This is a genomic window from Lysobacter xanthus, assembly GCF_047159895.1.
Genome location: NZ_BAAGAB020000016.1, coordinates 1 through 24,409 on the forward strand (window position 1 = coordinate 1; position 24,409 = coordinate 24,409).

A 24,409-nucleotide genomic window follows, 5' to 3' on the forward strand; every position below is an offset into this window, starting at 1 on the left:
AGAACGACACGACCTACGGCCTGTTCAACGTGCTCGCGCTCAAGAACGCGCTGGGCCCGTCGGAAATCCGCAACGGCCAGCCTGTCTGCGTCACGGCGCCGGGCGGCTCGGTGATCGCCGGCTGCGTCCCGCTGAACCTGCTCGGCGCGCCGGGTGCGATCACGCAGGACATGCTGAACTACTCGTCCTTCGTCGCGCACGACGAGCTGTCGTACAAGATGAAGGACTACTACGCCAACGTCACCGGCGAAATCGCCGAGCTGCCGGGTGGCATGCTGGCCTTCGCGGCGGGCTTGGAGCGTCGTACCGAGAGCGGTTACGACTCCCCGGATGCGCTGATCTCGTCGGGCAACACGACGGGTAACGCCCGTACGGCGACCGCCGGCGGTTACTCGGTCGACGAAGCGTACGTCGAGCTGTCGATCCCGCTGCTCAAGGACGTCCCGTTCGCGCGTTCGCTCGAATTCGACATCTCGAGCCGCGTGTCCGACTACTCCAACTTCGGCCAGACGACCAACTCGGCGTTCGGCTTCAAGTGGCGTCCGATCGACGACCTGATGGTCCGCGGCAACTGGGCCGAAGGCTTCCGCGCGCCGTCCATCGCCGAGCTGTACTCCGGCGTGGCCGACTCGTTCCCGACGATCGCCGACCCGTGCTCCACGACCTTCGGCGGTGGCTACAACCAGCTGACGGCCGAGCAGAAGGCCCGCTGCCATGCGCAGGGCGTTCCGGTCGGTGGTTACGACCAGGGCAATGCGCAGATCCGCATCAGCACGGGCGGCAACCCGGACCTCGGCCCGGAGACCTCGACCACCAAGACGCTCGGCGTCGTGTGGAGCCCGAAGTTCGTCCCCGGTACGTTCGACGTCTCGCTGGACTGGTGGCGCATCGAGCTGCGTAACGTCATCACCGGCTTCGGCGGCCAGGAAATCCTGAACCGCTGCATCGAGCAGGGCCTGCAGGCCTACTGCTCGCTGTACTCGCGCAATGCGGGCGGCCCGATCAACGACCTGCTGTCGGCCGGCCTGAACATCGGCGCGACGAACGTCGAGGGCTGGGACCTCACGGCGAACTACCGTCTGCCGGAGCAGAGCTGGGGCAAGCTGTCCTTCTCGTTCGACGCGACGTACATGTCGCTCTACGAGTCGGATGACGACAACAGCGGCTCGATCGACGAAGGCGACAACGGCAGCATCGTCAGCCAGTATGTCGACCGCAGCAACAACTGGCGCATCCGTGCCAACCTGATGACCCGTTGGGAGAAGGGCGACTTCGGCGCGACCTGGTTCACGCGTTACTACTCGCGCCAGACCGAGAGCTGCCCGTTCTACTACAACGACTACGGCTTCGGCACGCTCTGCAACGACGCGACGGTCGATGCGAACAACATCGTCCAGGCGGGCTCGCAGAACACGATCGGCGGCACCACGTACAACGACCTGTCGGTGTACTGGAAGGCTCCGTGGAACGCCAAGGTCACCGTCGGCGTGAACAACGTGTTCGACAAGGAACCGCCGGTGGCGTTCAACACGTTCGCGAACTCGTTCGATCCGCAGTACGAAATCCCGGGCCGCTTCTTCTACATGTCGTACAACCAGAAGTTCTGATCCGGCGCTCCATCGCGACACCTGCCACGGCCCCGAAAGGGGCCGTGGTTTTTTTTACGCTTGCGACGGCTGCGCGCGGTTGGCACCATCGGCGAATGAGCGACGAGTTGCCCGACACTGCCGAGATCGCGCCGATGTTCGCCGTGCCGCTTGGCCAGACGCGGCTGCGCGATCATGTGGCGCTCAATGCCGAGCTCAAAGCGCTGCTACTGGAACGCGAGAGGGACCCGCGCTTCGCGAATCCGAACCCCTCCCTGAAACAGCAGTCGGGCGTCTTCGAGAGCCTGTTCAACCTGTTCGCCTGGCCCGAGCCGTGCGTGCGCACGCTCCGCGATTTCTGCTGGACCGAACTGGGCCGCGTGATCCAGGCCATGAACGGCTACGGGCCGGCGGAAATGGCCAAGCTCCGCATCCACTCGCACACGTGGTTCCACGTCACGCGCTCACCGGGCTTCGTGATCGCCCACACGCATCCGATGGCGTCGTGGTCGGGCGTCTATTGCGTGGACCCGGGTTCGCCGTCGCCCGATCATCCGGAATCGGGCGTGCTGCGGTTCCACAACCCGCACTACTACAGCAACATGTTCCTCGATCCCGGCAACGCGCGCCTGCAGGCGCCGTACCACCACGGGACGTGGAGCATGCGCCTGCAGCCGGGCCAGCTCGTGCTGTTCCCGTCGTGGGTGTCGCACGAAGTGCTGCCCTTCCACGGCACGGACGAACGCATCACCATCGCGTTCAACTGCTGGTTTTCGATGCAGGACGGCTGATCAGCCCGGCAGGATCTCGTCGTACGCCGGCTGCAGTGCGATGCGCAGCGGTTCGAGATGCTGCTCGTAGCGACGCCAGACCTGCCCCCGGTCCTTGCGGAAGCCCTGGCGTGCGGTGCCCGCGCTCGGCGTGGCGACGGTGCCCGAGGCGCGTGCGATGTCCACCATCCCCGGCTCGAATTCGAGGCCGCAATGCGCGGCGACGCGACGGGCCATCGATTCCGGGTCGGCGACCAGTGCGTCGTAGTCGATGTCGAGCACGCGGCCCGGCATCACGCGCCGCCAATGCGCCATCGTGCGTCGATAGAGCAGGTAGAAGCCCGCGAGCTGCTCGAGGTCGTACGAGTACGCGGCCGCACCGGAGAACAGCTGGCGCAGGTTCGAGAAGCACGTGTCCATCGGATCGCGTACGAGGTGCAGGAACTTCGCCTGCGGCATGGCGCGGGCGATGAGGCCGACGTTGAAGAAGTTCTGCGGCAGTTTCTCCGTGAAGTACGGCCGGCCGCGGCTCATCCATCGGGCGCGGCGCGCATAGCCCGTCGCCACGGCATCGAAGTCGGCCTCCGCGGCGCGGCGCACGAAGGCGGCATCCGGGCCCATGGGCATCGACTTGTCGAGCGCCAGTTCCATCTCGGCATGGAACGACGCCGTCTCGCCTGCATCGCCGACCCGACTGTGCCCCGACAGCATCCGTTCCAGCAGCGTGGTGCCCGACCGGTGCATGCCGACGATGAAGATGGGCACTGCCGGCTGGTCCACCGCACTGCCCGTGCCGACGAAGGCCGCGTCGCAGACCGTCTCGATCGCTTCGACCATCGCGCGGTCCGGCGCGATGTCGTACGGCATCTGCCGACGCTTCGCCGCGCAGCCGCGCTCCAGCGCGTCCCAGGCCTCCTCGTAGCGCTGAAGCTCGTGGAGCTGCTTGTGGAGCGCGAAACCGAGGTAGATCTCGCCGTTGCCGCCGGGGCGCGCCTTGCGCAGCTGTTCGCGGAAGCGATCGACGTGGTTGCGCTCCGGGGTTGCCGGACGCACGCCCGCCAGCATCATCGAGTTCTGGAAGAGCAGCGGATCGGAGCGCAGCGACGCCTCGTAGCAGGCCTCGGCGCGGTCGGGATCGCCCCCGAAGTAATAGAAGTTGCCGCGGACGTGCAGGCAGCCGGCGTCCGTGGGCCGCTTGGCCAGCCCCTGATCGACCAGCGCCGTCGCCGCATCGTGCGCCCCGATGGAGCTCAGGATGACCGCCGCCTTGGCGATGATGTCCGGCGGCGCTTCGCGACCGAAGCTCGAGGTGCCCAGCGTCTGCACGAGCGCTTCGAACTCGTGGAAGAAGCGCAGGCGCTGCGCCAGACCGAACAGGACCGGCGCGAACGGCGGCCTGAACCGGAACGCCGCCATCGTCGCCTCGTGCGCATCGCGGTGCCGGCCGAATTCCGTCATGACCGTCGAAACGCCGATCAACGCCGGCGCATGCCGCGGATCCACCGCGAGCGCCTGCCGGTACAGCGCCTCGGCGCGCTTGAAGTTCTTGCGGTCGAGCGCCTGCTCGCCGGCCATCCAGAGTTCGTTGGGATGCGTCATGGGCGAACGATCAGGCCGCTTCGAACGACAGCGGCACGGATTCCTCGAGTGCGTGGGCGACAGGCGTCATGTGAGGCGCGACGTGGCGGTCGAACCAGGTGCGCGTGGCGCGCAACTGCGCTGCATGGCGCGCGGCGATGGCGGCCGCGTCGCGAGCTCGCGCGGCCGCATCGTACGCCACGTCGACGGCCTTGGCATTGCGGGACGCCGCCGCCCTCGCCGACGTACGGAGCGCGCCGGCGTCTTCATCGCAGCCGAGCCAGCGTGCCGTGGCGAGCGCGCTGTCGACCGGCGCGTGGTAGAGGCGCTCGGCCGCGAGCGTGCGCAGGCGTCCGCCCGCATGGGAGAGCAGCACCGCGCAGACCTCGCGCTGCGCCGCCCACTGCAGGGCGACCGCCGCGAGCAGGTCCGGCGGCGCCAGTGCGGCAGGCGGCAGGCGCGTACCGAACGGCGAGGCGTTGAGGGCGCGCTCGGCGAGCTCCGGTACCTTGGCTTGCGTCTCCGCGGTCTTCTTCAGGTTGGACACGAGGAAATCGTCGAACGTGGAGGTCAGCACGATCCCCCGCGACGCGGGCGCGGCGTCGAGCAGCTCGCGCCCGACGTTCAATGCGGCATGGGTGGGCTTGACCAGCACGAAGCCGCCGGGCGACCAGGGGCGTCCCAGCAGCCGGACCGCAGGCACGAGCAGGCCGTCCACCGGCCAACCCGAGCGCCGCGCATCACCGAGCCGGCGCAGCACGAGGGGCTCGCGCAGCACGGTGCGCGAACCACCGTGGAGCGCACGCGCCAGCAGCGTCGACCCGCAGAACGACGTGTGGAAGAGCCAGCCCAGTCGTTCGGGCACGGGGAGCGCCGGCAGCGCGTCGACGTCGACGGCGCGCGCATGGTCCAGCGGTGCGTCGATACGCGTGTCGAGGAACGTCGAACGCTCGACCACGCCGTCGTCGATCGTCAGGAAGCCGAAGCGCCGGTCCGGCACGTGCAGGTCGACGGGGAACTCGCGCGCGTCGTCGAGGCGCGGTGCGGTCATCCCGCGCGGCTCGCCGGGGTCAGCTTGAGCGCGAAGGTATAGCGCGGGTAGTAGCAGATCCGGCTCGGCGGCCGGCCGACGTGCTTGATGGCGCCGTCGAACACCACGAGGCGCCCGGGTGCCGGACGGACCGACGCGGCGATCTCGTCGTTGGCGTCGAAGAAGACGGTCTCCCCGCCCCATTCGATGTCCCACTGCTCGCAGATGTACCAGAGCGCGGTGAGGTCGCGACGCTCCGGCAGGCAGTCGACATGGGTGAACAGCATGTCCCCATACGTGGCGACGTTGGTGTAGGCGCGATAGGCCTCGTACCCCTCGCCGGGACGGACGCACTCGACGGCCTGGAGCGTGAGCCCGTAGATCGGCTGTTGACGCAGCGCTTCGAGGCGCGTCTCGGTCACCCAGTGGCGATAGCCCGCGGTATCGGGGCGCGCCACTTCGGTGCGGGTGAACGCGGCGCGGCCGAGGCCCTGCTCGTAGGCCCCGGCATTGGGCAGCAGCCCGTCGAACACGTGGATCGCCCGCCCGTCCACCTCGAAGGATCGAACGGGGCGGGGAAAGTCTTGGTCGGTCATCGCTCCAGCATAGCGGCGATCCGGGCCTGTTCGTCATGCAGCGCCTGCGGCATGCGCGGGCCGTATTCGCGCAGGTAGCCGCCGATGCTGTCGACTTCCGCACGCCAGCCCTCGCGGTCGAAGCCGAACAGCTTTTCGCGCGCTTCGTCGGACAGCGTGACGCCTTCGAGGTCGAGGTCGCCCTCCCCCGGCAGCGCGCCGATCGGCGTTTCCACCGCGTTCGCGCGGCCGTCCACGCGACCGATCATCCACTCGAGAACGCGCAGGTTGTCGCCGAAGCCCGGCCAGAGGAACTCGCCGTCGTCGCCCTTGCGGAACCAGTTGACGTGGAAGACCTTCGGCAGCTTGTTCGCGCCGTCGTCGAACGAGAGCCAATGCGCGAAGTAGTCGGCGAAGTTGTAGCCGCAGAAGGGTTTCATCGCCATCGGGTCGCGGCGCATCACGCCGACCGCGCCGGTCGCGGCGGCCGTGGTTTCCGAGCCCATCGCGGCACCGACGAGCACGCCGTGCGTCCAGTCGCGCGCTTCGAACACCAGCGGCACCAGCGACGCACGACGGCCGCCGAAGACGATCGCGGAAATCGGCACGCCGGTCGGATCCTCCGCATGGGCGCTGTAGCTCGGGCACTGCTTCGCCGACACCGTGAAGCGCGCATTGGGATGCGCGGCGGGACCGCGATTGCAATCGTAGTCATTTCCGCGCCAGTCAAAGGCGGGCATGCCTTCGTCGAGACCCTCCCACCACGGCTGGCCATCGGCGGTGAGGCCGACGTTCGTGAAAATGGTGTTGCGGCGGATCGTCTCGAGCGCGTTCGGGTTGGACTTGGCGGACGTACCGGGAGCGACGCCGAAGAAGCCGGCTTCCGGATTGATCGCGTACAGGCGGCCATCGGGGCCCGGGCGCATCCAGCAGATGTCGTCACCGATGGTCCAGACCTTCCAGCCCTTCTCGCGGTAGCCCTCCGGCGGGATGAGCATCGCGAGGTTGGTCTTGCCGCAGGCCGACGGGAATGCGGCGGCGATGTAATGCGTCTCGCCCTGCGGGTTCTCGATGCCGAGGATCAGCATGTGCTCGGCGAGCCAGCCTTCCTGCCGCGCCTGGTGCGAGGCGATGCGCAGCGCATGGCACTTCTTGCCGAGCAGCGCGTTGCCGCCGTAGCCCGAGCCGTACGACTTGATCGTCAGCTCCTCGGGGAAATGCATGATGAAGCGGCGGTTCGGATCGAGCTCGCCCGTCGAATGCAGGCCGCGGACGAAGGTGCCCTCGCACTCGATGCGCGCCAGTGCGGGCGCGCCCATGCGCGTCATCATCCGCATGTTGGCCACGACGTACGGGCTGTCGGTGATCTCCACGCCGCAACGCGCGATCGGCGAATCGATCGGCCCCATGCAGTACGGGATGACGTACAGGGTCCGCCCGCGCATGCAGCCGGCGAACAGGCCGTCCATCTGCGCATGGCCGTCGGCCGGCGACATCCAGTGGTTGTTGGGGCCCGCGTCGTCCTGCTGCGACGTGCAGACGAAGGTGAGGTGCTCGACGCGCGCGACGTCCTCGGGATGCGAGCGGTGCAGCCAGCTGCCCGGATTCGTCTGCTCGTTGAGCCGGATGAGCGTGCCGTCGGCCTCCATCTGCGCGACCAGCGCGGCGTATTCCGCATCACTGCCGTCGCACCAGTGGATCGCGGCGGGCTGCGTGAGCGCCGCGACGTCGGACACCCATTGCGCGAGGCCCTGGAGGGAGGTTCCCGTTCCGCTGCCCCCGGTGACCGTGGGCGGGGCGACGTCCTGTACGAGGGCATTCATGCGGGAACCTCCAGTGCGGCAGAAAGAAAACGGTAAGCGGCCGATCCTCAGGGAATCAGCGTCGCCATCATGTGCTCGACGAACGCTTCGAACTCATCGCGCGGAAGGCGCGTCTGGTTGAGCTGGAGGTTGAGCTGCAGGAAACCCACGTACGCGGCATAGGCCAGGCGCGCGCGGTTGAGCGCGGCATGCGGCTCGAGGCCGGCCTGGCGGAACGATGCGGCCAGCCATTCGAGGCGGCGCTGCGAGACGCGGCCGATGACCGGCGCGACGATCGGATGGTCCAGCGCCTTGAGCAGCGCCGAATAGATGATGTGGGACGTGACTTCGTGCGCGACCACGTCGAACAGCTGGCGCAGGCGCTGGCGCGGATCGGCGATCTGCTCGAGCTGGCCGAAGATCGCCTCCTGCTCCGTCTTCTCCCACCGCTCGAGCGCGGCGACGAGCAGCGACTCGCGCGACGGGAAGTGCCAGTAGAAGCTGCCCTTGGTGACGCCCAGCCGGCGCGCGAGCGGTTCGACCGCGACGGCGGCGACGCCCTGCTCGGCGATGAGGTCGAGCGCGGCCTGCGCCCAGTCGTCGGCGCTCAGGCGCCCCGTGCGATCGGACTTGGCGGGCGAGTCGGTGGTCATGGAGCCAGTGTATCCGTACGGGTCCGACCGGGACAGTATGCGTTCAGCAGGCGGGCCCTCCGGCCGCTTGCGGGGGCGTTGACAGCGGGTCGCCGGGCTCACCATACTCGCCCGTATGTCGGGTGTTTCATGCGGGCGTTTGATTCCGCGGACCTCCCGTCGTCCTCGCCACCGACCACCTCGCGGGCCACCGCCCGCCGGAGCGCTCCATGAGCATCGCCGCACCGTTCCTCGTCCTGCTGATCCTCGGCGGCGTGGCCGCCTACCACCGCATGCGCCTGGCGCCGTGGGTCGCGCTGTCGGCCGTCGGCCTCGTCGCCTGCTGGCTGCTCGGTGCGAGCCCGACCGCCACCGCCGTCGCCGCGATCCTCCTGGCGATCGTCGCGGTGCCGCTGCTGGTGCCCGCGCTGCGGCAGTCGCTGGTCACGAAGCCGCTGTTCGGTTTCTACAAGAAGATCCTGCCGCCGCTGTCGGAGACCGAGCGCGTCGCGCTGGAAGCCGGCACGGTGGGCTGGGAGGGCCAGCTGTTCTCCGGCAAGCCGGAGTGGAACGTGCTGATGAACCAGCCCAAGCCGACGCTCAGCGAGGACGAGCAGGCCTTCCTCGACGGACCGGTCGAGGAGCTGTGCCGGATGGTCGACGACTGGTCGATCACGCACGTGCATGCGGACCTGCAGCCCGAGATCTGGGACTACATCAAGCGCAACAAGTTCTTCGGCATGATCGTGCCGAAGGAATACGGCGGCCTCGGCTTCACCGCGCTCGGCAACCACAAGGTGATCGAGAAGCTCGCGTCGATCTCGTCGGTGGTGAGCTCGACGGTGGGCGTGCCGAATTCCCTCGGCCCCGCCGAACTGCTGATGCACTACGGCACCACCGAGCAGAAGGACTACTACCTGCCGCGCCTCGCGGACGGACGCGAAGTGCCCTGCTTCGGCCTCACCGGCCCGTGGGCGGGTTCGGACGCGACGTCGATCCCGGACTACGGCATCGTCTGCATGGGTGACTGGAACGGCGCGCGCGTCGTCGGCGTCCGCCTGACCTTCGACAAGCGCTACATCACGCTCGCGCCGGTTGCGACGCTGATCGGCCTCGCCTTCCGCATGTACGACCCGGACCACATCCTCGGCGACAAGGAGGACATCGGCATCACCCTGGGCCTGCTGCCGCGCGACACCGCCGGCGTGGAGATCGGACGTCGTGCGATGCCGCTCAACTCGCCGTTCCAGAACGGCCCGATCCGCGGCAAGGATGTCTTCATCCCGCTCAGCCAGCTCATCGGCGGCGAAGCCTATGCCGGCAAGGGCTGGCAGATGCTGGTCGAGTGCCTGTCGATCGGCCGCTCGATCACCCTGCCCTCCACCGCTTCCGGCGGCTCGCGCATCGGTGCGCGCGTGACCGGCGCCTATGCGCGCATCCGCAAGCAGTTCGGCCTGTCCATCGGCCGCTTCGAGGGCGTCGAGGAAGCGCTGGCGCGCATCGGCGGCAATGCCTACACGATCACCGCGCTGGCCGAGGCCTCGGCCGCGGCGGTCGCGCGCGGCGAGCTGCCGGCGGTGCCGTCGACGATCGCCAAGTACCACTGCACCGAGATGGGCCGCGAGCTCGTCAAGGACGCCATGGACATCCACGGCGGCAAGGGCATCATCCTCGGCCCGAAGAACTACCTCGGCCGCGCCTGGCAAGCCTCGCCGATCGGCATCACCGTCGAGGGCGCGAACATCATGACGCGCTCGCTGATGATCTTCGGCCAGGGCGCGATCCTCTGCCATCCGTGGGTCCTCAAGGAAATGAAGGCCGCGAACAATTCGGATCGCGCGCAGGGCCTGCGCGACTTCGACTCGGCGCTGTTCGGCCACGTCGGCTTCGCGATCTCCAACGCCGTGCGGTCGCTGTGGTACGGCATCACCGGCGCGACGATCGGCGCGGCGCCCGGCGACGACTACACGAAGCGCTATTTCCGCAAGCTCAACCGCTACTCCTCGGTGCTCGCGCTCATGGCCGACACCTCGATGCTGCTGCTCGGCGGCAAGCTCAAGTTCAAGGAGTCGCTGTCGGGCCGCCTGGGCGACGTGCTGAGCCAGCTCTACATCTCCAGCGCGATGCTCAAGCGCTACCACGACCAGGGCGCGCCGGCCGCCGACCAGCCGCTGCTGGCCTGGGCGTTCCACAACTCGATGCACAAGCTCGAGCTCGCCCTGTCGGCCGCGCTGCGCAACTTCCCGGTGCGTCCGGTCGGCTGGCTGCTGTGGCTGCTCGTGTTCCCGCTCGGCCGTCGCGCCGTGGCGCCGAGCGACCGCCTGAGCCGCAAGGTCGTGCAGATCCTCATGTCGCCCGGCGAAGCGCGCGACCGCCTCGGCCGCGGCGCCTTCCTGACGCCGGGCCCGCACCATCCGGCCGGCCGCATCGACAGCTACCTCCCGGCCTTCGTCGCCGCCGAGCCGATCGAGCGCAAGTTCCAGAAGGCGCTGAAGGGCCACGAGATGGAGGCGCACGACTTCGCCTCGCAGCTCGAACTCGCGGTCACGCGCGGCTGGATCACCGCGGACGAGCGCCGCCAGCTCGAGGCCCTGCGCGAGATGACGATCGACACGATCAGCGTCGACGACTTCGAGGCGGGCGAGCTGCGCTCGGCGGGTTACGCCGCGCTCGTCGCCGATGCGGACGCGCCGCGCGCCGCGGCCTGATCGGCGTCGACGTTCCACCACGACGGCGGGCTACGGCCCGCCGTCCTCGTTTCGGGACCGCGCATGGACCTCGTCGCACTGCACCGCCGTTTCGCGCGCTGGCCGGCCGGCCGCTGGCTGTTCGCCCGCGTCGTCTGCGCACGTGCGCCCTATTTCGCGAGCATCGCCCCGCGCATCGATGCGCTGGATCCGGGGCGCTGTGTCGTGTCGTGTCGTTCCGCCATCGTCGCGCGGTCACCAACCACCTCGGCACCGTGCACGCGATCGCGCTGTGCAACGCGGCGGAGCTCGCGGCGGGGCTGGCCGTGGAGGCCGGGCTGTCGCGCGCGCTGCGCTGGATTCCCAAGGGCATGCAGGTCGAGTACCTGCACAAGGCGACCGGTCGCATGACCGCGACCGCGATGGTCGGCTTGCCTGGCGAGGACCTCGTCGAGCCGCGCGGCGTTCCCGTCGAGGTGACGGTCACCGACCCGTCGGGCGTGGCGGTGTTCCGCGCGACGGTGTCGATGTGGATCTCGCGCCGACCTCCCCGCTGATTAAAGGCGGCGCGCGAAGCACCAGCCGCGAGATCTCGGGCGGCACGCCGATGCGCAGCGGCAGGATGCTGGTGCCGATGCCCGGCGTGACGAAGAGTGTTCGATCCCCTTCGACGTAGGCGCCGCGGATGTAGCGGTTCTCCGGCTTGCCCCATTGCGCGGGCTGGCCGGCGCCCGGAAGCGAGATCTGGCCGCCGTGCGTGTGGCCGGCGAGCACCAGCGAGGCGCGCGACGGGATGCGCGGCCACAGCGCCGGATTGTGGGTCAGCACGATCGCCGGGGCGTCGTCGTCGATGGCGCGGAAGGCCTTGCCGACGTCGTGCGGCGCCGTCCACAGGTCGCCCACGCCCACCATCCAGAGCGTGCAGCCACGCAGGGTCACTTCGCGTGCCTCGTCCTCCAGCACGACGACGCCCTGCGCTTCCAGGGCGCGACGGATCGCGTGCCCGTCCTTCCACCAGTCGTGGTTGCCGAGCACCGCGTAGACCGGCTTGCGCGCCGTGAGCGGGCGCAGGTGCGGCGCACTGGTCGAGGCGGGGATGTAGGTCCCGCCGAAGACGCTGAGGATCACGTAGTCGCCGGTCATCACCACGGCGTCGGAATCGCTCGCCGCCAGCCGGGCCACGACGCGATCTAGGTTGCGAAGGCCGTTGTTCGGCGAGCCGGTGTGGATGTCCGAGACGTGGTCGAGCCGCAGCCCGTCGCAGCGCGCGGGCCAACGCGCCGGGGACAGGACGTGGTCGCGTTCGACCAGTCGCGTCGGCTCGACGAACACGCCGTAGCCCAGCAGCACGAATGCGGCGGCGATCCAGGCCAGCGCGAGCCGCCCGACCCAGCGCCGCCACGGACGCGGCAACCGCGTCATGCGGCGGGCGGATCCGTCCGGTCGCGCGGCGCCCGCGACAGGCGCCAGCCGATGCCCGCGGCGGTCGCGGCGGCGGCGACGCCGAGGCCGGCGATCGCACCGACGCTCGCGCCGACCGAGCGCATCGCATTCATCGTCAGGGCCACCATCAGGTCACCGAAGCGCCACACCGCGGTGTCGACCGCGTTCTGGCCCTTGTAGCGCTCATTGCGCGCGACCTGCGTGAACAGCGCATGCCGCGCCGGCTCGGCCAGGCCGTAGGCGAGTGCGCGGCTCACGATCGCCGCGACCGCGACGGCGGGCATCGCCGCCAGCAAGGGTGCGTGCGGATCGGGCGAGAACACCACGAGCGACAACACCGCCACGTTGACCGTCGCCCAGATGATGAGCACCCTGCCCGCACCGAGCAGCGGCATCAGCCACCAGGTGACGCCGGCCTGCAGCAGGATGATGAACGCATTGGTGGTGAGGTCGACGTTCGCCGCGAAGCGCGTGCGCGCCGCCTCGGTGGCGAACGTCTGGCCGGAGTAGTCGGCGAGCAGTGCGTAGTTCACGCCGCCGATGCCGTCGGACAGGATCAGCAGCACGGCCATCGCGCGGGTGAACGGGCTCGTCAGCACCTGCTTGAGCCCGTCCAGCATGCCGCCGCCGAGTGGCGCGTCGTCGAGGCCCTGCCGGCGATGGTCGCGCGCCCAGCGTCCGACGATGACCGAGAGCAGCGTCGCGATGCCGAGCAGCGACGCGGAGACCACGAGCAGCGGCGCGACGCCGACCAAGCCGACGAGCGAGCGCGTGATCGCGGGGCCGGCCAGCGAACCGAGGGTGCCGGCGACCGCGATGATCGGGAACAGTCGACGCGCCTGCGCCGGCTGCCAGATGTCGGACATGAAGATCCAGAACACCGACACCACGAACAGGTTGAAGACGCTTACCCAGACGAAGAAGACGATGCCCAGCACGCGCGGGCCGAGCAGGTCCGGGCGCGCGAAGAACGGCACGAAGGCGAGCAGGCAGGCGACGAAGACGCCGTAGACCACCGGCACCATGATCCGGCGCGGCCAGCGCGAGACCAGCGCGGCGAACAGCGGCGTGAGTGCCAGCGTCACGACGAACGTCGCGGCGTAGAACCAGGGCAGCTGCGTCGAGCCCACCGCCGCGGAGAGCTGTTCGCGCACGGGCCGCACCACGTAGTAGGCGGTCAGCACGCAGAAGAAGTAGGCGAGGGAGAGCAGCAGTGCCGGCCATTCGCCGCGCTGCACGCGGGCGTCGCCGTCGGGGGCCGTGCGGGGGTCCGGGCTCATCGGTCGCGCATCGCCTTGGGGATGCGCACCGTACTCCGCCGCCCCGGCGGCCGCCACCCCGACGGCGGGTATGCTCGGCCCGGATGGCGGCGGGAGGCCGCGCCGCATCGGGGGACTCCATGTACGACTATGTGATCGTGGGTGCCGGTTCCGCCGGCTGCGTGCTCGCCCATCGGCTCAGCGCCGACCCGTCGGTGCGGGTGCTGCTGCTCGAAGCGGGCCCGCGCGACCGCCATCCCTTCATTCACATGCCCGCCGGCATCGCAAAGCTGGTCCACGTACGCCGCCTCAACTGGGACTACAGCACCGAGCCCGAGCCGGCACTGCACGGCCGGCGACTGTGGTGGCCGCGCGGCCGCGTGCTCGGCGGGTCGAGCTCGATCAATGCGATGTGCTACGTGCGCGGCAACCCCACCGACTACGACGAATGGGAGCGCCTCGGCGCGCCCGGCTGGTCGTGGCGCGACGTACTGCCCGCCTTCCTGCGCAGCGAAGCCAACACGCGCGGCGCGGGCCCGTTGCACGGCGGCGACGGCCCCCTGCACGTCGCCGACCTGCGCCACGTCAATCCGCTTTCGAATGCCTTCATCGAAGCCGGCCAGCAGCTGGGCTTCGCCCGCAACGACGACTTCAACGGCACGACGCAGGCCGGCTTCGGGCTCTACCAGGTGACGCAGAAGGACGGCGCACGCTGCTCCAGCGCGGTCGCCTACCTGCGTCCGGCGCTGCATCGGCCGAATCTCGAGGTGCGCTGCGGCGTGCTCGCCACGCGCGTGCTCTTCGACGGACGCCGTGCGGCGGGCATCGAATACGCGGTCGGTCGCCATGTCGTGCGCGTGCAGGCGCAGCGCGAGGTGCTGCTCTGTGGGGGTGCGATCAATTCCCCGCAGCTGCTGATGCTGTCCGGCATCGGCCGGGCCGATGCGCTCCGCAGGCACGGCATCGACGTCGTGCACGACGCGCCGGGCGTGGGCGCGAACCTGCAGGACCACCTCGACGTCTGCACGCTCCACGCCAGCACGCAGCGCATCACGTACGACCGCGCGAGCGACGTTCGCATCGCCTTCGACTACTTCCTGCGCGGGCGGCGCGGCGCGGGCACGTCGAACATCGCCGAGGCCGGTGCCTTCGTGCGCTCGACCCTGGCGCCCGACGACCGCCCCGACATCCAGATGCATTTCGTCCCGGCGCAGCTCGACGACCACGGCCGGCATCGCCTTCCCGGCGACGGCTACACCATCCACTCCTGCCTGCTGCGGCCGCGCAGCCGCGGTCGCATCGAACTCGCCAGCAGCGACGCCGCGCACGCGCCGCGGATCCACGCGGGCTACCTGTCGGACCCCGAGGGCTTCGACGCACGCGGCCTGCTCGAATGCGCGCGGCTGTCGCGCGAGCTGCTGCACCAGCCGGCGTTCGACGCCGTGCGCGGTGGCCCCGTCCTGCCCGAGCGGGACGACCTCGACGATGCCGCGCTCATGGACTTCATCCGCCGCAAGGCCGAGTCCGTCTACCACCCGGTCGGCACCTGCCGCATGGGAATCGACGACGCGAGCGTGGTCGACCCGGCGCTGCGCGTGCACGGCGTCGACGGACTGCGCGTGGTCGACGCGTCGGTCATGCCGCGGGTCATCGGCGGCAATACGAACGCGCCGACGATCATGATCGCGGAGCGCGCGTCGCAGGCCATCGCCGCGGTGGCCTGAACGTTATTTTTACGTTTCGCTGACCGTAATCGAACACGGGGCCGCGCGAGGATGGCGCGAGACTGACCCGGCGTTATACGGATCCGTGAAGCGGCCGGTGCGCCATCACGATTTCACGGTTTTCCCTACATAACTGAACGTGTTTCGGGTGGCATGTCCCGTGCACGGCGCTATGATCGATTCGTGAAGGCCCTGTGGAATCCGCACCCATGACGAATGCTCTCCGTGTCCGCCGCACCTGGCATGTCGGTGCGCTGGCATTCCTGCTGCCGATGGCACTCGGCACGGGCGCCGGTGCGCAGACGCCTGCTCCGCACTGGACGCCGGCCGCGCAGCCGGTGCAGCGCGTCGTGCGTTCGCCGATGCCGATCGCCGCCGACTTCAACGTCGCGCAGATGGAATCGCTCGCGCAGTCGCTGGTCGCGGACCGCAAGATCCCCGGCCTCGCGATGGCGATCGTGCACAAGGGGCAGGTCGTCAGCGTGCGCGGCTACGGCGTCACCGACTTCTCGGCGGCCGAGCCCGTCGATGCGCATACGGTCTTCCGTCTCGCGTCGCTGTCGAAGGCCTTCGCCGGCACGCTGACCGGCCTGCTGGTCAACGACGGTTCGCTGCGCTGGGACACGAAGGTCACGCAGTACCTCCCGGATTTCCAGCTCAGCGATCCGAGCGCCACGCAGGCGGTCACGGTCGCCAACGTGGTGAGCCAGAGCGTCGGCCTGCCGCGCAACTCGCTCGATCGCGACCTCGAAGCCTACGTCCCCTACTCCACCCTGACCCACCGCCTCGCGAACGTGCCGCTCGCCTGCCAGCCGGGCGCCTGCTACGGCTACCAGAACGTTGCCTTCAGCCTGATCAGCGACGTCGTCTTCGCCGCCACCGGCAATTTCTACGCGCAGGAAGTGCAGCGCCGGATCTTCAAGCCGCTCGGCATGAACGATGCGAGCGTCGGCCTCGAAGGCCTGCAGTCGAGCGCACGCTGGGCGCGTCCGCACGTGCACGGCCGCGGCGGCTGGGTGTCGGTGATGCCCAAGTCGACGTACTACCAGGTGCTGCCGGCGGCGGGCGTCAATGCCAGCGCCACGGACATGGCGCAGTGGCTGCTCGCGCATACCGGCTACCGTCCGGACGTGCTGCCGTCCTCGCTGCTGGCGACGCTGCACACGCCGCGCGTCGACACGCCGAGCGAACTCCGTGCTTCGGCCTGGCGTCGCGAGCGGCTGAGCTCGGCCGGCTACGCGATCGGCTGGCGCGTCTACAACTACGCGGGCAACACGCTCGTCTTCCACGGCGGCGCCGTGCAGGGCTACCGCGGCGTCGTGGCGATGCTGCCGGACCGCGACTTCGGCGTCGCCATGATGTGGAACAGCGAGAGCTCCATGCCGTCGGCGCTGCTGCCGACCATCCTCGACCGCGCGCTCGGCATCCCGGGCAGCCGCTGGATGAAGGAAGACTTCGAGTCGCCGTCGCAGTTCGTGCAGTCCGACGACGACGCGCCGGGCTCGAGCGGCAACAAGGCGACTGCCGCGCCGCGCTGAGGCGGACATCGATTACGAGGGTCACGGCCGGCACTGCCGGCCGTTTTTTTATGTGTCGCCCCGATATGGACGCGGCCGGTCCAGCCGCCACGACGCAGGTGGCGTTCCGCAGTTGGCTTGGAATCCATCGGCGCGCCGCGCCGCCGCTTGTGTCGCGCGACGGCAGCGTCGGACCCGATCCGCGTGTTGCCGGGAACGGGCACGCGGCGGTGCTCACTTGCGGATCCTCGGCCGTTCACCGCCGTCGCTGGACGCTCTTCAGGGCCGCGCGGCCTCCGCGTGATCCATTGCCGAGCGCCTTGTCCCGACGCACATCGGGCGGTGCCCCGGCGAAAAAAAACTCTCCCCCGCCTGGGCTGCGGGAGAGAGTCGTGTGTCGCGGTAACCGGGTGTTGTTTTTCTTAGATCATCGGCGCCGGGGTGGCCGGCATCGCGGTCGGAGCCGCGTCAGCGGAGCCGCGTCGACGGGTGGTCGACTTGCGGGCGCCGCCCGCCTTCTTGGCCGCGGTCTTGCGGGCGCCGCCCTTCTTGGCGGCCGACTTGCGAGCGGTCGACTTCTTGGCGGTGGCCTTGCGGGCCGTCGACTTCTTCGCGGTCGCCTTGCGGGCGCCGCCCTTCTTGGCGGCCGACTTGCGGGCCGTCGACTTCTTCGCAGTCGCCTTGCGGGCGCCGCCCTTCTTGGCGGCCGACTTGCGGGCCGTCGACTTCTTAGCGGTGGCCTTGCGGGCGCCGCCCTTCTTCGCCGCCGACTTGCGGGCGGTCGACTTCTTGGCGGTGGCCTTGCGGGCCGTCGACTTCTTGGCCGCCGACTTGCGGGCGGTGGTCTTCTTCGACGCAGCCTTCTTGGTGGCCTTCTTCGCGGTGGTCTTCTTGGCGGCGGCCTTGCGCGCGCCGCCCTTCTTGGCGGCAGCCTTCTTGGTCGCCTTCTTCGCGGTGGACTTCTTGGTGGCTTTCTTCGTGGCCATGGGGTGGCTCCTCGTTGAGTGGTCTATCGGGGTGTTGCCCAGTTAAGACGACGTCGCAGGAACAGCCCGGCGACTGACCGCCGCATCCTGGAACCGATGCGACGGAAGCAGCGGCGGTGCGCTTGAACGCCCGCCGAAATCGACAGCACCTGTCTGGTGTACACGCCCGGCGCGGATACGAAAAAGCCCGGCCCGCCAGCGGCGGGTCGGGCTGCGTCGGAATGCATCGGGCGTTTTCGCGAGGGAAACGAATCCTGCGTCCACCGGTTTCGAGGTCCGGGCGGAGATCCGTTTTGTGGTGCGCGTTGTCGCGTCTTTATGTGCCACTCGCTTTCGCAGGTTTTGCTGCTGCAGCGAAACCTAATCACCGTTTTTTTTGATGTCAACAACCCGGGCGATTTTTTTTCGGCCGACGGCACACCGCGTCGGCCGCATGGGGGCACGCATCGGACCGCGGTCGCCGCCGCCACGCTCGAGCCGCGCACGCCCCGCGCGTGCCGCATCAAAAAAAGACATCGTGTTTTGCAGTGTTTTTTTCAACGACGCCGCATGCCACACCTCGACGCACGTGTCTGCACCGCGCGCGCCGCACTACCTCAACGGGAGCGAAACGCGCCGGCTCCGCCGCGTGTGCGGGATGCGAAGAAACATCCCGGCTTGCGCGTCGCACAAGCCGATTTGCGCGAAATTGCGCGAGCTCGTGGACTGCGGAATGTCGCGTTCGGCGACGTCGCGCGTCTCTCGGCGGCAGCCATCGATGCGTCGGCGCGGTGCGCACCGGCCCGCATCCGCATCGCGCGGACGGCGCGCCGCGCCGTGGGAAAACGAAGAAGGCCGCGGACTTCCGCGGCCTTCCGGAGGTGCAACGCGAACTCGTCGATCAGTGGTCGTCGTCGAGCTGCTCGGCGTAATCGTCCGGCTCGAGCAGATCGTTGAGCTGCTCGGCGTCCTCGATCTCCAGCTGGTACAGCCAGCCTTCGCCGTAGGCGTCCTCGTTGATCGTCTCGGGCTTGTCCGACAGCGCGGCGTTGACCGCCACGACCTTGCCGGTGACCGGCGCGTAGACGTCCGATGCGGCCTTGACCGACTCGACCACCGCGCATGCATTGCCGGCTTCCACGCGGTCGCCCACGTTCGGCAGCTCGACATACACGAGATCGCCGAGCAGGCCCTGCGCATGGTCGGAGATGCCGACGGTGACCTTGCCGTCGCCTTCGACACGGGCCCATTCGTGGGTCTTGAGGAACTTCAGGTCGCCAGGGATCTCGCTCATGGGGGCTCCGGTGCGCAGTGGGGGGTTGGCGTGGAAATCGGAAACGCGGATTCGATGCGGGACTAGTTTAGCCAAGCGGTGCGGACGCGACAGCCGCTCGTCCGCACGCGGGCGTCAGGCGACGAGGCTCGCGCCTTCGCGGACGAACGGATACTTCACCACGCGCACCGGCACTTCGCGCCCGCGGATGTCGACGCGCACGTCGGCCAGCTCGCCCGCCGGCACGCGCGCCAGCGCGATGGCCTTGCCGATGGTCGGCGAGAACGTGCCGGAGAGGATCTCGCCCTCGCCCGCCGACGTCAGCACCTTCTGTCCGTGGCGCAGCACGCCCTTTTCGTCCATGACGAGGCCGACCGTTTGCCGTGGCACGCCGCCGTCGAGCTGCTGCTGCAGCGCGGCGCGACCGATGAAGTCGCGGCCCTCGTCCATCGACACGGTCCACGCGAGGCCGGCTTCGTAAGGCGAGACGTCGTCGTCCATGTCCTGGCCGTAGAGGTTCATGCCGGCTTCCAGGCGCAGGGTGTCGCGCGCACCCAGCCCCGCCGGCTTGACGCCCGCTTCGACGAGGCGGTCCCACACGCGTGCCGTCTGGTCGGCGGGCACGAGCACCTCGAAGCCGTCCTCACCGGTGTAGCCCGTGCGCGCGACGAACAGCTCGAGGCCGTCGTCGGTGACGCCGGTGCCCGCGGCGAAGCGGCCGAGCTTGTCGATCGACGCGCGGTCGGACTCGCGCAACAGGCCGATCACCTTGGCGCGCGCGTTGGGGCCCTGCACCGCGATCATCCCGTAGTCGTCGCGCTCGGTGACGCCCACGTCGAAGGCGATCGCCTGGCCGCGGATCCAGGCGAGGTCCTTCTCGCGGGTCGCGGCATTGACCACCAAGCGGAAGAACGACTCATCCATGTAATAGACGATCAGGTCGTCGATGACCCCGCCGCGCTCGTTGAGCATGCAGGTGTACAGCGCCTTGCCGCGCTTCTTGAGCTTGTCGACCGAGTTGGCAACCAGCAGGCGGAGGAAGTCGCGCACGCGCTCGCCGCGCAGGTCCACGACGGTCATGTGGGAGACGTCGAACATGCCGGCGTCGCGGCGCACCTGGTGGTGCTCGTCGATCTGCGAGCCGTAGTGGATGGGCATGTCCCAGCCACCGAAGTCGACCATCTTGGCGCCGTGGGCGCGGTGGGTCTCGTTGAGGACGGTCTTGTTCGTCATGGCGGCATCGCGGCGGGGGCGGGCCGACGATTATCGCGGATCGTGCCGCGGCGCGCCGCGGCACGGTGCACCCGCTGCCGTCCGCTGCGCCTCACTGCGCGCGCGGCGATCGTCTTGCGCGCTCGGATGGCCCGACGTCAGCCGCCCGAGTTCGCGGCCCCGAGCCTCTACTCCTGCGGACGGACCTCGAGCACCATGCCCCGTACGCCGACGACCCGCACGCGCTCGCCGGCGGGCAGGTCGGGGCCTTCGACGTCCCACAGCGCATCGGCGATCTGCACGCGGCCGCGTCCATCGACGATCGGCGAGACGAGCGGCTCGACGCGACCCACCAGCTGCTGCGCGCGACGGTTGAGCGACGGCTGGTCGCTCTCGCGACCGGGGCCGCGGAAGAACCGGCGGTAGGCAAGGACGGAGACGATGCTGAGCGCGGCGAAGGCGAGCATCTGCACGACCAGCGGCAGGCCAGGGAACACAAACACGATCGCGCAGGTCACGCCTGCGGCGATGCCGAGCCAGAGCATGAAAGCGCCCGGGGCGAGCACCTCGGCAGCGATCAGGCCGAGCGCGACCAGGGCCCAGACGGTGGTGGCGAATTCCCAGCGCATCGCGGCGGGCTCAGCGCGGCAGCGCCGGCGGACGCGGCGTCGCCGGACGGTCGAGCGCTTCCTTCGCGAGGTCCGCGATCCCAGCGATCGAGCCGATGATGCCGCTGGACTCCATCGGCATGAGCACGAACTTCTGGTTGGGCGCCTCGGCCAGCGACTTGAACGCCTCGATGTACTTCTGCGCGACGAAGTAGTTGATCGCCTGCACGTTGCCCTGCGAGATGGCGTCCGACACCAGCTGCGTGGCGCGCGCCTCGGCCTCGGCCATGCGCTCGCGCGCCTCGGCTTCGCGGAATGCGGCTTCGCGACGGCCTTCGGCCTCGAGGATGGTCGACTGCTTCTCGCCTTCGGCCTTGAGGATCGCCGCCTGCCGGAAGCCCTCGGCCTCGAGCACGTTGGCACGCTTCTCGCGCTCGGCCTTCATCTGACGCGCCATCGAGTCGACGAGGTCGCGTGGCGGCTGGATGTCCTTGAGCTCGATGCGGTTGACCTTGATGCCCCACGGATGGGTGGCCTGGTCGACCGCGAGCAGCACCTTCGTATTGATCTCGTCGCGCTTGGAGAGCGACTCGTCGAGGTCCATCGAGCCGATCGCGGTACGGATGTTGGTCATGACCAGGTTGAGGATCGCGATCTCCAGCGTCGCCACCTCATAGGCCGCCTTCGCCGCGTCGAGCACCTGGAAGAACACGATGCCGTCGACCTTGACGACCGCATTGTCCTTGGTGATCACGTCCTGGCTCGGGACGTCCAGCACCTGCTCCATCATGTTGATCTTGCGGCCGACGCCCTGGTAGACCGGGATCAGGAAGTGCAGGCCCGGCGACATCGTGTGCGTGTACTTGCCGAAGGCCTCGACCGTCCACTCGTAACCCTGCGGCACCATGCGCACGGCCTTGAACAGCACGATGACGACGACGAACGCGATGAAGATCCCGACGATCGAGATGCCCATGTCTCCCCTCCCCTGGTGGATGGGCGGAGTATAGGCCGCGTCGACCGCTGCGACGGTTTCGCCGCCCGCCGCATCTAGTAGGGGAATGACGCTCGCCGTGACCGCCGTCGAACCCGCCGCCCCGATCGCCGCGCGCCCGCGCAGCGGCTTCGCGATCGACGTGCCCGGCGTGCTGCTCGACCGCGCGCGACGCGGCGAGCACGACGCGTTCGAGCAGCTGTTCCGCTGGTTCGAACGTCCGGTCTACACCCTGGCGCTGCGCCTGTGCGGCGATCGCGACGACGCGTCCGACGTACTGCAGGACACCATGCTGAAGGTGTTCGCGGGCATCGGTGGCTTCCGCGGCGGCAGCCCGTTCTGGGGCTGGCTGCGGCAGGTCGCCGTCAACGAGGCGCTGCAGAAACTGCGCAAGCGTCGACAGCTCGACGGCGAACTGCCGATCGACAGCGGCATGGGCGACCAGGAGTTCGAGGACTTCGCGCCCCCGCCCGCCGCGGCAGCCGACGCGGCCGCACTGACGCGCGCCCTGCTGAGGCTGCCGACGTCCACCCGCAGCGTGCTCTGGCTCTATCACGCCGAGGGCTACACGCACGAGGAGATCGCCGCGCTGATGCAGAAGACGCCGAGTTTCTCCAAGTCGCAACTCGCGCGCGGCGGCCGCCGGCTGCGCGCGCTGCTCGAAACACCCGAGGAGGCCGAACGTGCCTGATTCTTCTATTCCGCGTGCGCCGCAGCCGTCGGGCTGGGGCGAGGCGTTCGCCGCGCTGCCGGCGGAATCGCCACCGGCCGACGCCTGGGCCTCGGTCGCCCGCCGGCTGCCGACGGCCGCTGCACGTCGAGGGCGCCTCGATCGTCGCGCGGGGTTCGCGCTGGCGGCGGCGGTCGCGGCGTTGGCGGTCGGCGTGGTGCTGACGCGGCCTTCGCCGATCGACGCGCCCGCGACCCGCACCGCGACGGTGGTGCAGCGATCGGCGCCGCGAGTCGCCGACGCGCCCGGCCCGGCGAAAGTAACGGTCGACAGTTCAGCCGACACGGCAGCCCGCGCAACGGGCCCGTCGGCGCTCGCCACAGCAACCCGTCCCGTTCCGCTCCGTGGCGCGATGCGGCCGCAGCCGGTAATGCGCACGCCGCGGCTCGTCGCCGAGCGCCCGCGCCTCGCGTCGCACGCCGACGACGGCGACCGTGCGACGACCGCCCCGTCGACCGCGCTCGACGACCTGCGCGCGGAATCGGCGCGACTCGAAGCACTTGCCGCGCTCGCCCGCAACGACCGCATGGCGAGCGCGCCCGCGATGGTGCTCGCGGGCGAGGCCGAGGACCGCGTGCGGCTGATCGACGACGCGCTGTCGCAACCCGCGCTTGGCGAGGCCGAGCGCATCGACCTGTGGACGCGCCGCGTCGCCGCACTTCGCGAGCTCGCCGGCGTCGAAGGCACCACCCGCTGGCTCGCCGCGAACGGCGAGTCGCTCCAGGGCGCGATCGCGCTCGTCGACTGATCACCACACCCGAGGCTTCCATGCACGTCCGACCGTCCCTCCTCGCGATCGCGCTCCTCGGCGCCGTCGCCTTCGCCGCCGCGGCACAGTCCGCCGGCAATCCCGCCAAGGAAAAAGAGCTCGAAGCGGCCCGCGCCGAATTGCAGGCGGCGGCCAAGCGCGTCGCCGCGCTGTCGCGTGAACTGGGCACGCCGGGCGCAGGCATCTTCGTCTTCGAAGAGCGCGCGCTGCAAAAGCCATCGCTGGGCGTCGTGCTGGTGCCGGATCCCGAACAGGGCGTCCGGATTGCCGGAGTCACGCCTGGCAGCGGTGCCGCGAAGGCTGGCCTGCGGGCCGCGGATCGCATCACGGGGATCGACGGCAAGCCGGTGCAGGGCGCCACCGCCGACGCCCGCGTCGACGCGCTTCGCTCGACGCTATCGGGACTGAAGGCAGGCGCGCCGGTGGATGTCGATTACGAACGGGCCGGACGGCGTTCCACCGTCAAGGTGGTGCCGCAGGACGCCTCTCCGGTGACGCTGTTCGGCGGCGACGGCAGCGAACACATCGCTGAGGGTGACGTGCGGTTCCTCCGCGACGCGGCGGGCCGGCCGTCGATGGAGGCCAAGCGCTTCACGTACCGCCCCGGGCCAGGGCAGCAGGTGGTGATCGAGCGTCGGGACGCTACCGGTAAGATGATCGAACACCGGGTCATGCCGCCGATGGTGGGCGAACTGTCCGAACTGCCCGGCATCGCGCCCGGCGTGCACCGCGAAATCATCCGTATCGCCCGCGATGGCGCCTGCAAGGACGGCGAGCGCTGCGAGCGCATGGCGCTCGCCGAAGCCTTCCGCTGGAACGGGCTCAACCTCGCGTCGATCGATGCGCAGCTCGGCCGCTACTTCGGCACCGACGATGGCGTGCTGGTGGTCAGCGCGGGGCCCGACCTCGCCGGCCTGCAGTCGGGCGACGTCATCCGCAAGGTCGACGGCCGCACCGTCGAAAGCCCGCGTGACGTGATGGACGTGCTGCGCGCGAAGCCGGAAGGCACGCAGGTCGCCGTCGACTATCTGCGCGACCGCAAGCCCGGCAGTGCACAGGTGAAGGTGCCGAAGGCGATGCGCATTCCGCTGCCGCCGATGGCCCCGCCGCCGCCTCCGCCGCCGGCGCCCGGCGCACCGCCGCCTCCGCCGGCCCCGCCGATGGGCGTCGCACCCGTGGCGCCCGCGGCGCCGTTCGCGGTCGCCCTGGCACCGCCCCCGCCGCCCGCGCCGCGCGTCGACTGAGCGCCTGGATT

General features: G+C 69.6%; 20 protein-coding genes and 1 pseudogene. 9 read left to right on the forward strand and 12 right to left on the reverse strand.

The features are described from left to right. Positions 1–1,607, forward strand: a 1,607-nt coding sequence (locus tag ACY35P_RS06385) for a TonB-dependent receptor domain-containing protein (RefSeq protein WP_462114999.1), incomplete at its 5' end; no start/stop codon positions are given. A gap of 95 nt (positions 1,608–1,702) precedes the next feature. Continuing rightward, positions 1,703–2,377: a putative 2OG-Fe(II) oxygenase gene (locus ACY35P_RS06390; protein ID WP_462115000.1), complete on the forward strand. Its 675-nt coding sequence runs from the start codon at positions 1,703–1,705 to the stop codon at positions 2,375–2,377. Here ACY35P_RS06390 and ACY35P_RS06395 read toward each other — a convergent pair whose 3' ends face one another. The 5 genes from ACY35P_RS06395 to ACY35P_RS06415 are packed head-to-tail and all read right to left on the reverse strand — an operon-like array spanning position 2,378 to position 7,994. Continuing rightward, complete coding sequence (locus ACY35P_RS06395) at positions 2,378–3,955, reverse strand: sulfotransferase family protein (RefSeq protein ID WP_462115001.1); 1,578 nt, start codon at positions 3,953–3,955, stop codon at positions 2,378–2,380. 10 nt (positions 3,956–3,965) lie between these two features. Then, a complete protein-coding gene (locus tag ACY35P_RS06400; protein ID WP_462115002.1) occupies positions 3,966–4,985 on the reverse strand; it encodes a hypothetical protein in 1,020 nt (339 codons plus the stop codon). Continuing rightward, entirely contained in the window at positions 4,982–5,560 is a 579-nt protein-coding gene (locus tag ACY35P_RS06405; RefSeq protein ID WP_462115003.1) for a 2OG-Fe(II) oxygenase, read from the reverse strand. The genes ACY35P_RS06400 and ACY35P_RS06405 overlap by 4 nt, the downstream gene beginning before the upstream one ends. After that, positions 5,557–7,362 (reverse strand): phosphoenolpyruvate carboxykinase (GTP), encoded by a 1,806-nt coding sequence (locus ACY35P_RS06410; protein WP_462115004.1) that lies wholly within the window; start codon positions 7,360–7,362, stop codon positions 5,557–5,559. The genes ACY35P_RS06405 and ACY35P_RS06410 overlap by 4 nt, the downstream gene beginning before the upstream one ends. A gap of 47 nt (positions 7,363–7,409) precedes the next feature. Further along, positions 7,410–7,994: a TetR/AcrR family transcriptional regulator gene (locus tag ACY35P_RS06415; protein ID WP_462115005.1), complete on the reverse strand. Its 585-nt coding sequence runs from the start codon at positions 7,992–7,994 to the stop codon at positions 7,410–7,412. Between the two features lie 209 nt (positions 7,995–8,203). On the opposite strand from ACY35P_RS06415, the gene ACY35P_RS06420 reads away from it, so the two are divergent. Both ACY35P_RS06420 and ACY35P_RS06425 read left to right on the forward strand, forming a co-directional pair. Next, complete coding sequence (locus tag ACY35P_RS06420) at positions 8,204–10,681, forward strand: acyl-CoA dehydrogenase (RefSeq protein ID WP_462115006.1); 2,478 nt, start codon at positions 8,204–8,206, stop codon at positions 10,679–10,681. Positions 10,682–10,744: 63 nt separating this feature from the next. Next, positions 10,745–11,217 (forward strand): annotated as a pseudogene (locus ACY35P_RS06425) (hotdog fold domain-containing protein). Here ACY35P_RS06425 and ACY35P_RS06430 read toward each other — a convergent pair. Together ACY35P_RS06430 and ACY35P_RS06435 are read right to left on the reverse strand one after the other, a co-directional pair. After that, positions 11,144–12,082, reverse strand: a complete 939-nt coding sequence (locus tag ACY35P_RS06430; protein ID WP_462115007.1) for a metallophosphoesterase — start codon at positions 12,080–12,082, stop codon at positions 11,144–11,146. The pseudogene ACY35P_RS06425 and the gene ACY35P_RS06430 overlap by 74 nt on opposite strands. Then, positions 12,079–13,383, reverse strand: coding sequence for an NTP/NDP exchange transporter (locus ACY35P_RS06435; protein WP_462115008.1), 1,305 nt, complete (start codon positions 13,381–13,383; stop codon positions 12,079–12,081). Before ACY35P_RS06435 ends, ACY35P_RS06430 begins: the two co-directional genes overlap by 4 nt. 119 nt (positions 13,384–13,502) lie before the next feature. On the opposite strand from ACY35P_RS06435, the gene ACY35P_RS06440 reads away from it, so the two are divergent. Then, positions 13,503–15,086 carry a GMC family oxidoreductase gene (locus ACY35P_RS06440; RefSeq protein WP_462115009.1) on the forward strand — a complete coding sequence of 528 codons (1,584 nt, stop codon included), beginning with the start codon at positions 13,503–13,505 and terminating at the stop codon, positions 15,084–15,086. A gap of 209 nt (positions 15,087–15,295) precedes the next feature. Beyond that, positions 15,296–16,624 carry a serine hydrolase domain-containing protein gene (locus ACY35P_RS06445; RefSeq protein ID WP_462115010.1) on the forward strand — a complete coding sequence of 443 codons (1,329 nt, stop codon included), beginning with the start codon at positions 15,296–15,298 and terminating at the stop codon, positions 16,622–16,624. A gap of 401 nt (positions 16,625–17,025) precedes the next feature. Here the strand turns inward: ACY35P_RS06445 and ACY35P_RS06450 are convergent, their stop codons facing one another. The 5 genes from ACY35P_RS06450 to ACY35P_RS06470 all read right to left on the reverse strand — a co-directional run bounded on the left by ACY35P_RS06450 (position 17,026) and on the right by ACY35P_RS06470 (position 21,637). Next, entirely contained in the window at positions 17,026–17,589 is a 564-nt protein-coding gene (locus tag ACY35P_RS06450) for a histone H1-like repetitive region-containing protein (RefSeq protein WP_462115011.1), read from the reverse strand. An 880-nt stretch (positions 17,590–18,469) separates the two neighbouring features. Further along, positions 18,470–18,862, reverse strand: a complete 393-nt coding sequence (gene gcvH / locus ACY35P_RS06455; RefSeq protein WP_462115012.1) for a glycine cleavage system protein GcvH — start codon at positions 18,860–18,862, stop codon at positions 18,470–18,472. A gap of 114 nt (positions 18,863–18,976) precedes the next feature. Further along, positions 18,977–20,074, reverse strand: coding sequence for a glycine cleavage system aminomethyltransferase GcvT (gene gcvT, locus ACY35P_RS06460; protein WP_462115013.1), 1,098 nt, complete (start codon positions 20,072–20,074; stop codon positions 18,977–18,979). A gap of 167 nt (positions 20,075–20,241) precedes the next feature. Next, positions 20,242–20,682, reverse strand: coding sequence for an NfeD family protein (locus ACY35P_RS06465; RefSeq protein WP_462115014.1), 441 nt, complete (start codon positions 20,680–20,682; stop codon positions 20,242–20,244). Positions 20,683–20,692: 10 nt separating this feature from the next. Further along, on the reverse strand, positions 20,693–21,637 hold the full coding sequence (locus ACY35P_RS06470; RefSeq protein ID WP_462115015.1) for an SPFH domain-containing protein: 945 nt from the start codon (positions 21,635–21,637) through the stop codon (positions 20,693–20,695). 97 nt (positions 21,638–21,734) lie between these two features. Here ACY35P_RS06470 and ACY35P_RS06475 point away from each other — a divergent pair, with 97 nt between their 5' ends. Genes ACY35P_RS06475 through ACY35P_RS06485 form a run of 3 tightly spaced genes read left to right on the forward strand, consistent with a single transcriptional unit; the run spans position 21,735 to position 24,398 of the window. Continuing rightward, a complete protein-coding gene (locus ACY35P_RS06475) occupies positions 21,735–22,346 on the forward strand; it encodes an RNA polymerase sigma factor (RefSeq protein ID WP_462115016.1) in 612 nt (203 codons plus the stop codon). Further along, positions 22,339–23,133, forward strand: coding sequence for a hypothetical protein (locus tag ACY35P_RS06480; protein WP_462115017.1), 795 nt, complete (start codon positions 22,339–22,341; stop codon positions 23,131–23,133). Before ACY35P_RS06475 ends, ACY35P_RS06480 begins: the two co-directional genes overlap by 8 nt. Before the next feature lie 20 nt (positions 23,134–23,153). Continuing rightward, positions 23,154–24,398 carry a PDZ domain-containing protein gene (locus ACY35P_RS06485; RefSeq protein ID WP_462115018.1) on the forward strand — a complete coding sequence of 415 codons (1,245 nt, stop codon included), beginning with the start codon at positions 23,154–23,156 and terminating at the stop codon, positions 24,396–24,398. Positions 24,399–24,409 lie beyond the last annotated feature (11 nt).

Bases quoted from the DNA above. Each gene is read 5' to 3' on its own strand.
- ACY35P_RS06390 (WP_462115000.1), top strand. From the start codon at position 1,703: ATGAGCGACGAGTTGCCCGACACTGCCGAGATCGCGCCGATGTTCGCC.
- ACY35P_RS06440 (WP_462115009.1), top strand. From the start codon at position 13,503: ATGTACGACTATGTGATCGTGGGTGCCGGTTCCGCCGGCTGCGTGCTC.
- ACY35P_RS06430 (WP_462115007.1), bottom strand. From the start codon at position 12,082: ATGACGCGGTTGCCGCGTCCGTGGCGGCGCTGGGTCGGGCGGCTCGCG.
- ACY35P_RS06450 (WP_462115011.1), bottom strand. From the start codon at position 17,589: ATGGCCACGAAGAAAGCCACCAAGAAGTCCACCGCGAAGAAGGCGACC.
- ACY35P_RS06465 (WP_462115014.1), bottom strand. From the start codon at position 20,682: ATGCGCTGGGAATTCGCCACCACCGTCTGGGCCCTGGTCGCGCTCGGC.
- gcvH (WP_462115012.1), bottom strand. From the start codon at position 18,862: ATGAGCGAGATCCCTGGCGACCTGAAGTTCCTCAAGACCCACGAATGG.
- ACY35P_RS06400 (WP_462115002.1), bottom strand. From the start codon at position 4,985: ATGACCGCACCGCGCCTCGACGACGCGCGCGAGTTCCCCGTCGACCTG.
- ACY35P_RS06420 (WP_462115006.1), top strand. From the start codon at position 8,204: ATGAGCATCGCCGCACCGTTCCTCGTCCTGCTGATCCTCGGCGGCGTG.
- ACY35P_RS06470 (WP_462115015.1), bottom strand. From the start codon at position 21,637: ATGGGCATCTCGATCGTCGGGATCTTCATCGCGTTCGTCGTCGTCATC.
- ACY35P_RS06405 (WP_462115003.1), bottom strand. From the start codon at position 5,560: ATGACCGACCAAGACTTTCCCCGCCCCGTTCGATCCTTCGAGGTGGAC.
- ACY35P_RS06395 (WP_462115001.1), bottom strand. From the start codon at position 3,955: ATGACGCATCCCAACGAACTCTGGATGGCCGGCGAGCAGGCGCTCGAC.
- gcvT (WP_462115013.1), bottom strand. From the start codon at position 20,074: ATGACGAACAAGACCGTCCTCAACGAGACCCACCGCGCCCACGGCGCC.
- ACY35P_RS06445 (WP_462115010.1), top strand. From the start codon at position 15,296: ATGACGAATGCTCTCCGTGTCCGCCGCACCTGGCATGTCGGTGCGCTG.
- ACY35P_RS06485 (WP_462115018.1), top strand. From the start codon at position 23,154: ATGCACGTCCGACCGTCCCTCCTCGCGATCGCGCTCCTCGGCGCCGTC.
- ACY35P_RS06435 (WP_462115008.1), bottom strand. From the start codon at position 13,383: ATGAGCCCGGACCCCCGCACGGCCCCCGACGGCGACGCCCGCGTGCAG.
- ACY35P_RS06410 (WP_462115004.1), bottom strand. From the start codon at position 7,362: ATGAATGCCCTCGTACAGGACGTCGCCCCGCCCACGGTCACCGGGGGC.
- ACY35P_RS06415 (WP_462115005.1), bottom strand. From the start codon at position 7,994: ATGACCACCGACTCGCCCGCCAAGTCCGATCGCACGGGGCGCCTGAGC.